The sequence below is a fragment of the Draconibacterium sp. genome, assembly GCF_041583095.1.
Taxonomy (GTDB): Bacteria; Bacteroidota; Bacteroidia; order Bacteroidales; family Prolixibacteraceae; genus Draconibacterium.
Genome location: NZ_JBFHGM010000231.1, coordinates 1 through 7,993, shown reverse-complemented (window position 1 = coordinate 7,993; position 7,993 = coordinate 1). Strand labels below are relative to the sequence as shown.

Here is a 7,993-nt window from a genome sequence, read left to right as displayed (position 1 = left end):
AGGGATTTTGGAATAAGCTTTTAATACCATGAGAAAAAATTTATCGCAACAAAAGTTACTGGAGATTTTAACCTCCGAAATTGAAACACTCAAACAAACCACTGAGAATATAAATGAGATTGCTCCTGAAATTGCCAGGCAATTACATGCTCTTAAAACAACAAAAGTTAAAATTGGTGTGGATACTGACAAACTGGAACAGCTTCTGGAGGATCATAAGCGAAAATTGGATAAGAGTGTTGTTATTCCGCATTGGTTTTTATGGATGATAGCGGTAATAATGATTTGGCTGATTATTCAAAATGTGGTTTATCTTTATTTGAAATAATCAACTGCAAAAAGCACTAAAAACTATTTTTACTCAGCCACCTTCAAACACACCATCTGACGTTGTCCTTTGATCAGGAGCTTTCCATCAGCCAATGCAATAGGTGCCCAGTTTTGGTTCGTACCAACAATACCTATTACCCTTTCATTTCCTGTCATACCACTTTCTGTTAAGATGGTTGCCGAAGCAAGTTGTTTGAATCCAGTTGGATCCGGTTCAATTAGATAAAGGGTTGTTTCACCATCTGTAGCCAGAAGAAGCCCATCAGCCAAAATCATACTTCCCTTGTTAAAAGCAGGATTTCTTTTGGTTTTCCACATTATCTCGCCATCGCTATTCATACAAACGAGTCCATCACGGGTTTCGTTATTTGAAAATTGTGCATAGAAATAGCCATTTACTGACAATGGTGGTTTTGTGTGTTCTCCAAATTCCGATGTTTTAAACAGTTCATTCACCTTGTATTCGGTACCACTCTTTTCAATTTGAAGCATTGCAGCACCGGCACGATACCCTCCAACGATTAATATTTTGTTTTCTCCTGCATCATAAGCACTTGAAGAAGGGATCCAACAACTCCAGTTTGAGTAAGTCCAGAGCGTATCCCCGTTTTGCGGATTAATGCCCACAACATTACTTGGCGATGAAGCACCGCCGCCAAAACCACCACTGGATGCTGTGATCATTACCACCTGGTCTTCACCATCCACTTTTGCAATAGAAGGGCTTACATATCCTAAAGTTCCCAATGAGGGAGTTTTCCAAACTACATCTCCTGTTTCTTTGTTGTAGGCAACCACTCCAACTTCGGGAGTTTGCGAAGCAACTATCAATAAATCACCATAAATTAACGGACATTGGGCAATTCCCCACATCGGGAAATGCGTGCCACCCGCCAAACCAGCAAAATGATCCTCCCCCTGTTTTGCGGGTTCACCACCAAAGTCGGTCCACACATTCTTTTTCCAAACTGGCTGTTCTGTATTTACATCGATGCAATATAATTCGCCGTTTTGCCCACAGGAATATACGTAATTACCGTCGAGGGCCGGAACACTTCTTGAACCCGGAAATTCAACCTCTCCAGGGGATTCGTAGCTAAACTTCCACAACTCTTCACCGGTTTCCAGATCGAAACATCTGAGATGATCGCCAAATTTATCTTCACGGTCGAGCAAATAGACTTTACCGTCTTTTACAACCGGTCCTCCATAACCGATGCTAACATCAGTCGTCCATAACACTTCTGGACCATTTTCAGGCCACTCACGAAGAAGATTTTTCTGAGGTGAAGTACTGTTCCCTACAGGACCGAGAAACTGTGGCCAGTCTTGGGCTTGAATACTTGTAGTTCCGGCAAGTATAAAACAAAACACTTTCAATAGGTTAATCGGATTGATTTTCATAATATTTTAAATTAAAGGATTGATTTTGGTTTAATGAATGAAGAACAGATGGTTATTCAGAACCAACACATGCAACGAAAAGTCAGCTGGTTCGGATGTTAAGGCATAATTTAGGAATCAATTAGTTGGTCGCCTGATCGTATTCCTCGTCAGTAACAGGTCTGATCCAAACTGCTCCCCCTTCATCGGAATTCAGACTAATGGCTATATGCGCGAACTCGCTGTTGGCAGCAGCTCCATGCCAATGAACAACATTTCTTGGAATTTCAACAACATCGCCTTTATTCAACAAACGTGCAGGCTGACCGAATGCCTGGTAATATCCTTTTCCTATCGTTATAAAAAGCACCTGACCTCCAGGGTGCGAGTGCCAGTTTGTCCTTGCTTTTGGTTCAAAAGTTACATTACCATATCGTACATGCAGTGTACTATCGTTAGCCCCCATCATCTGCAACCACACTGTTCCGGCAAAATTCGGACTATCAATTTTTTCTCCTTTTGGAAAAACTGATTCACTTTTAGTACTTGAATTGTTCGAATTATCCTCCACATTACATGCAGAAATCACAATTATCAAAAAGATCGAAATATACATACAGAACTGCTTCATGTCATTCATTTTAAATCGTTTATAAAACATTTTACTCATCTGGCGCTAAGAATGTCATCCAGAACCAATTGCGCATTTTTTGCTTCCTTTTTACCAACCTTTGATTTCAACACAGCAACAAACTCGTTTAACTGTTCAGGAGTGTATCCCACATTTAAGCAAATTGACAAATGACTACGCAACATTGGCTCAGCGTGCCCAATTGCACTAATAACCGAAACTGTTACCAATTCGCGTTCTGCATAAGTTAGAACATCCCGGTCGAAAATATCTGCAAACAAATGTTCTTTCAGAAATATTTCGATAACCGGAGCAAAGGCAGCATATCCGGTTTGAGGTCCGTCTAAAGACCTCCCGATGAGTGTTTCCAGATTTGCTTTTCCCCGATCATATTTGCTGCGATCATCCTTTAACCGTGAAGCTTCAGTTCCTACTTCATCATTTATTCCTTTAGCTTCCCGCTCTTCCATAACTTCCATAAAAGTTTGCAATCCACGTATACTACGTGGAAATCCGCAATACGCGTACAGATGAACCATAATCTCTTTAATCTGATTAACAGTTAGACCAGCATCCAAACCTGCATGTAGAGCAGGTTTTAATTGGTCTAATTCGCCCTGGGCTGTATGTGCAGCAATTGGAATAAGGCTTTTTTGCTTTGCTGTTAATGTCATATTCGATCCTTCTTTGGTCTGTGCAAGCACGCTTTCACAAAAACACGTTACAATTATCATTATCATTAAAATTAGTATTCCTATTTTCTTCATGTCATTAATGTTTTTTATTAAACTCAAGTTATTGTGCTTTGGTGTATTTCTGATTAAAAGTATAACTAACACCCACATTCCACAGAAAATCATAGTCTGAAGGAATGGTAGAGTCAATTGGTTGAGTAATCAATCCTGAAAGGGAAAACGGGCTATTCTTATTACGAATAAAGAATCGGGTACTAAAAAAAACTCCGTCTTCACCCATTTTTAGGAAGTAAACTTCCGACCTCACCCTTGCTACAAAACTTTTAAAAAGTGGGATATTTGAAATCGTAGGTTGGAACGAAGCCAGGTAAGTATTTTTTATAATGTATGGATCTATACCACGGGCGTAAAAAAGATACGCGCCTAAACCAATGTATTTATTTAGCTGATAACCGGGTGTTATAGCACCTGTCAAATACCGATTTGTCCGGTTAACCTCTCTATCTGATCCGTCGGCATTGTATAATGCTATTGTTTTAAAAGAAAGAGAATAATTAGCATGGTAAGTAAGTTTAAATCTTTCGCTAACAGATCCATAATATCTCCACCAAAGAACCATTGCCCAGGGCTTACCGTCTTCCAAGGAGAAACGAAATTGTGGTTCAAAGCTCAACTTTCGGCCCAGTTTCATATCAAATATAACGGCAGGTTTTCCCAAAGTCAGGTTTGGAATTGTTGAAATACCCTTATTTTGAACGGTAACCACCGACGAGAAATTGGTAGTTTTATTTTCAGTATCATTATTCTCCTGTGCAATCACTGAAGATGAAATAATAAGTACTAAAGCGATAATGAATAGTTTAAACATTCTGGATTGTTAAAATAGTACTTGCAATTTTTAACAGGAATCCTGAAAAGGTGAACCTTTTTCATCCACCCTTTCAAGATTTCGGTTGTTGTATTTTGTATATTCTGCTAAATACCCCCGCGTGTTTGAATAGCAGCCCTGTTCTCAAAAGCCTTTTCAATCACATCCAGTCTTGCCTTTCGCGGATCTGTTTTACCAACAGCTTTTCCATCGGGTTGTACATCAAGAATCATCTCTTTTTGGGTGCTGTATCCTGTCCATTCAGGAAGTCCTTCACCATTGGGATTACCAGTTTTAGCAAAGTTCACCCAGTAAGCGTTCATTATCCTGGCAACCTCTTTATCGGTTTCAGATGGCGGCGGTGGTGTTGGGCCAAAGCCTCCTGCACCAAGATTGTCGAACACATACGAAATATCGGTTCCGTGCCCGGGACCGTAGGGCATTCTGCCTGCCATAGCAGACGGCACATACGAGAAAAGGAAAACATAGGCCGGTTGACCAACTGCCACAAAAGATTTTGCGGTAAAACGTGCAGGTTCTCCCCACACCCAGTCGGTGTTAAACCGTGTTTGAACTTCAGCGAATTCTTTGGTACCATCAGGATCGAACGCTGCTTTTACTTCATCCTTCAGTTTGCCGAATGAAGAAAACAGTTCTTCTTTTGATGTGCTTGTACTTACGAACGCACCACCAATTTCTGCGCTATTATTCCCCATCATAACCGGAACCTTCGCCTGCCGGCCTGCCTTGTATGCACTCTCGGCAGTTTCGGTAACAAACTTACCATCCAGAATCGGACCGGGGTAGATACGAGGGCCACCCTGTCCATTTGTTTCCCCTCCTCCAACAATATCCACAACAGGAAGGGCACGCAACTCAGCCAGAGCGGCTGCATCTGTACCTTCAATGCCATGCATACGGGCAAAGTTTATTCCGATTGTTTCTGCTGAAACCGGGTATAGCTGATCAGCATTTTCTTTATTTATTGGCCTGCCGGTAAGAACCCCATCACGGCCTCCGCTGGAATGACCGATTGCCTTGTGGAAAAGCCCCTGTGCTGCTGGTATGGTAAGGAGTGAATGTACGGATACACCACCGGCCGAAAATCCGAAAATAGTCACATTATTTGGATCGCCCCCAAATGCGGCAATGTTATCTTTCACCCATTGTAAAGCTGCTATCTGGTCCATAAATGCATAGCTACCTTTGGCTTCTTTAGGATGCTCCTGGCTCAATGCCGGAAAAGCAAAATGTCCCAAACGGCCAAGACGATAATTCATCGAAACCAGAATTGTTCCTTTTTTGGCAAACCCATCTCCTGATGTGTTGCCGCTTCCTCCGGTAAAACCACCACCATGAATCCAAACCATACCAGGTAATTTTTCTCCTTTTTTAGCACCAGCCGGTGTCCATACATTAAGGTACAGGCAATCTTCAGATGAGCCTTCTGAAATTGTTCCCGGAGCAGCTCCCCAGCCAACTGCTGCACAAGTGGGGCCAAATTCGGTAGCATCACGAACTCCATCCCAGGATTTTACCGGCTGTGGAGGGTGCCAGCGAAACTCACCAACCGGCGGGGCGGCAAAGGGTATCCCCTTAAAACTGGTTACATCACCTTCGGTAACACCTCTTACAATTCCTGATTTGGTTTTTACCTCTGGTCCTGAAGTTTTTGCATTTATTGAAAATGCAAAAAGAATGAATATTAATCCGGATACTAATTTTTTCATTTCGGTCTATTTTTTTTGATTGTTATTGGTTATAATTATTAATGATCACCGGGTGTCATCAGCCGTGTAAAAGAGAGTGCACCTAATTTCCATGCATCATCTTGCTTAATATACACCTCTGTTACCTCGAAAGGATTAGTAACCTCGTTACCGCCCACTTCTGCCAGCAAATCAATTCTATTTAGCAGGATAGCGGTATTATCTATAATATTCACCGACACTTCATGAATGTCTGCCTTTTTATACCAGATTCCTCCACTTTTAATAATTCCGAGTTCCTGTTCAGTTCCCCAGTGTCCCCCCATATGAACGAACTCGGCTTTTTCGTGGAAGAGTTTACTTAGTTCATCGACATTTTTATCTGACATCCACTGCCATTTGTCTTTTGAAAGCTGAATGATTTCCTGTTCCATATCAGTATTTTGAGCAAATGACCACTGCACACAAAGTAGTAGCACAAATAGTCCGATTATTTTTGTTTTCATTACCATATTAATTAAATGAGTAGTAGTATTAGTTGTTTACAAATATTTCCCAAAGAACTCGTTGATCTTCGTCATAGCTTGCTCAACATACTCAGGAACGTAGTAGGTCTGAATATGTGTAGCACCCGGAATCAAAAACAATTCTTTTTCTGTTGTTCCGGTAGCTTTTTTAAATGCATCCTCGGTCATGTAATACGTATCAGCTTTGTCTCCGGCCATCAACAACAATGGCTGATTGATTAATCCCATATTGGTACTCGCATCAAAGGCCATTAGATCAATCAAACTACTCATCGTATATCTGAAAGTTGAATTAGGATGCGAGTGAGTCCTGTAATAATAGGTATATCCTTCCCTATATAAATCAGTTGTTATTGCAGCAATTTCTTCATCTGTAGGATTAGCTACACCTGCATATAATATTTTACCTCCGGCCGCTTCCTGTGCCCTGGCTTCCGATGCTTGTTTTAATCTTTCCTGTATGGTATTCACTTGTGAGTTTAAAAAACCATTACGTCTTACCACTCCGGAATTAAACATACTTAATGTAGCTACTGCTTTAAAGCGCTTGTCGGTTTGTGCCGCAGCTAAAGAATAACCACCACCACCACAAATACCTAATAATCCGAGTTTTTCTGCATCAACACCTTTATATTGTGAAATAAAATCAGCCATCCCGTGTATATCTTCAATCCGATTGGCCGGTTTATCCACATTGCGGGGTTCGCCGCCACTGGCTCCCTGGTACGAAGCATCAGCAACAATAGCAATGTAACCCGATTCAGCAAGATGCTGAGCGTACAATCCCGAAACCTGCTCTTTTACACCACCATTTGGATGAGCCACTACTACCGCAGGATAACTTTTTGATGGATCATAATTTGCAGGAGTGTATACATTAGCAGCTATTTCAATATCATTTAGTTTATAATTTACAGGATGGATATTTACCTCTCCATTTATATTTTCTGTAATGGCATCACGGTAAACCAGACCGAACGGATTTTCAATCTTATTTTGTCCTGATGCAATCATGCTTGTTGTCATTAGCATAATTGTAATAATTTGATTTCTTATTTTTCCTTTCATTGTTCTTCTTCTAAATATTATAACTCGAGTTTTCTACTTCCCATCCACTTAATAATCTCCGGGTCACGGTGGTCGAAGAAACTGCTCGATTTCATGTCCAGAGATACTATTGCCTCCAAATCATCAACATCTAATTCAAAATCAAATACATTGAAGTTCTCTACCATTCTTTCCTTTCTAACCGATTTAGGAATAGCAACAACATCTCTCTGAATAAGCCAACGAAGTACTACTTGTGCAATTGACTTGTTATATTTTTTGCCAATTCGAGCTAATAGTTCATTACTAAATAAATTATTCTTCCCTTCTGCAAAAGGTCCCCATGATTCGATCTGGACACCATTCTCTGTCATGAATTGTTGGGTCTCAATTTGTTGATTGAAAGGATGTGTTTCTACCTGATTTACCGCAGGTGTAATTTCATTGAAGGTAATAATGTCCATTAGCCGATCAGGTTGAAAATTACTTACACCAATTGCCCTCACTTTTCCATGCTTATAAAGTTCCTGCATAGCTTTCCACGAACCGTGAATATCACCGTAAGGCTGATGAATAAGATACAAATCAAGGTAATCGAGTTGTAATTTTTCTAATGATTTTTCAAAAGATATTTTTGTGTTTTCATAGCCGGTATGCTGAACCCATAACTTTGATGTAACAAATATCTCTTCTCTCGATACGCCGCTCTTTTTAATTGCATTACCTACTGCAATTTCATTCATATACGATGAAGCCGTGTCTATTAAACGGTAACCTGTTTCAATCGCATTTAACACGCTGGT

At 40.5% G+C, this 7,993-nt stretch carries 9 protein-coding genes; 1 reads left to right on the top strand and 8 read right to left on the bottom strand.

Features of this window, described 5'->3' with window-relative positions:
* Positions 1-28: 28 nt before the first annotated feature.
* Positions 29-328: a hypothetical protein gene (locus ABZB17_RS17455; protein ID WP_372652012.1), complete on the top strand. Its 300-nt coding sequence runs from the start codon at positions 29-31 to the stop codon at positions 326-328.
* Between the two features lie 29 nt (positions 329-357).
* Here ABZB17_RS17455 and ABZB17_RS17450 read toward each other — a convergent pair whose 3' ends face one another.
* The 8 genes from ABZB17_RS17450 to ABZB17_RS17415 all read right to left on the bottom strand — a co-directional run.
* Positions 358-1,734, bottom strand: coding sequence for a PQQ-binding-like beta-propeller repeat protein (locus ABZB17_RS17450; RefSeq protein WP_372652011.1), 1,377 nt, complete (start codon positions 1,732-1,734; stop codon positions 358-360).
* Positions 1,735-1,855: 121 nt separating this feature from the next.
* Positions 1,856-2,344 carry a cupin domain-containing protein gene (locus ABZB17_RS17445; protein ID WP_372652009.1) on the bottom strand — a complete coding sequence of 163 codons (489 nt, stop codon included), beginning with the start codon at positions 2,342-2,344 and terminating at the stop codon, positions 1,856-1,858.
* A gap of 35 nt (positions 2,345-2,379) precedes the next feature.
* The gene (locus tag ABZB17_RS17440; protein WP_372652007.1) at positions 2,380-3,111 is read right to left on the bottom strand and encodes a carboxymuconolactone decarboxylase family protein; all 732 of its coding nucleotides are present in this window, start codon (positions 3,109-3,111) and stop codon (positions 2,380-2,382) included.
* Positions 3,112-3,139: 28 nt separating this feature from the next.
* Complete coding sequence (locus ABZB17_RS17435; RefSeq protein WP_372652005.1) at positions 3,140-3,907, bottom strand: hypothetical protein; 768 nt, start codon at positions 3,905-3,907, stop codon at positions 3,140-3,142.
* A gap of 107 nt (positions 3,908-4,014) precedes the next feature.
* Positions 4,015-5,637 carry a carboxylesterase/lipase family protein gene (locus ABZB17_RS17430; protein WP_372652003.1) on the bottom strand — a complete coding sequence of 541 codons (1,623 nt, stop codon included), beginning with the start codon at positions 5,635-5,637 and terminating at the stop codon, positions 4,015-4,017.
* A gap of 38 nt (positions 5,638-5,675) precedes the next feature.
* The gene (locus ABZB17_RS17425; protein ID WP_372652001.1) at positions 5,676-6,122 is read right to left on the bottom strand and encodes a nuclear transport factor 2 family protein; all 447 of its coding nucleotides are present in this window, start codon (positions 6,120-6,122) and stop codon (positions 5,676-5,678) included.
* A gap of 36 nt (positions 6,123-6,158) precedes the next feature.
* On the bottom strand, positions 6,159-7,211 hold the full coding sequence (locus tag ABZB17_RS17420; protein WP_372652000.1) for an alpha/beta hydrolase: 1,053 nt from the start codon (positions 7,209-7,211) through the stop codon (positions 6,159-6,161).
* Between the two features lie 17 nt (positions 7,212-7,228).
* Positions 7,229-7,993, bottom strand: a 765-nt coding sequence (locus ABZB17_RS17415; RefSeq protein ID WP_372651999.1) for an aldo/keto reductase, incomplete at its 5' end; no start/stop codon positions are given.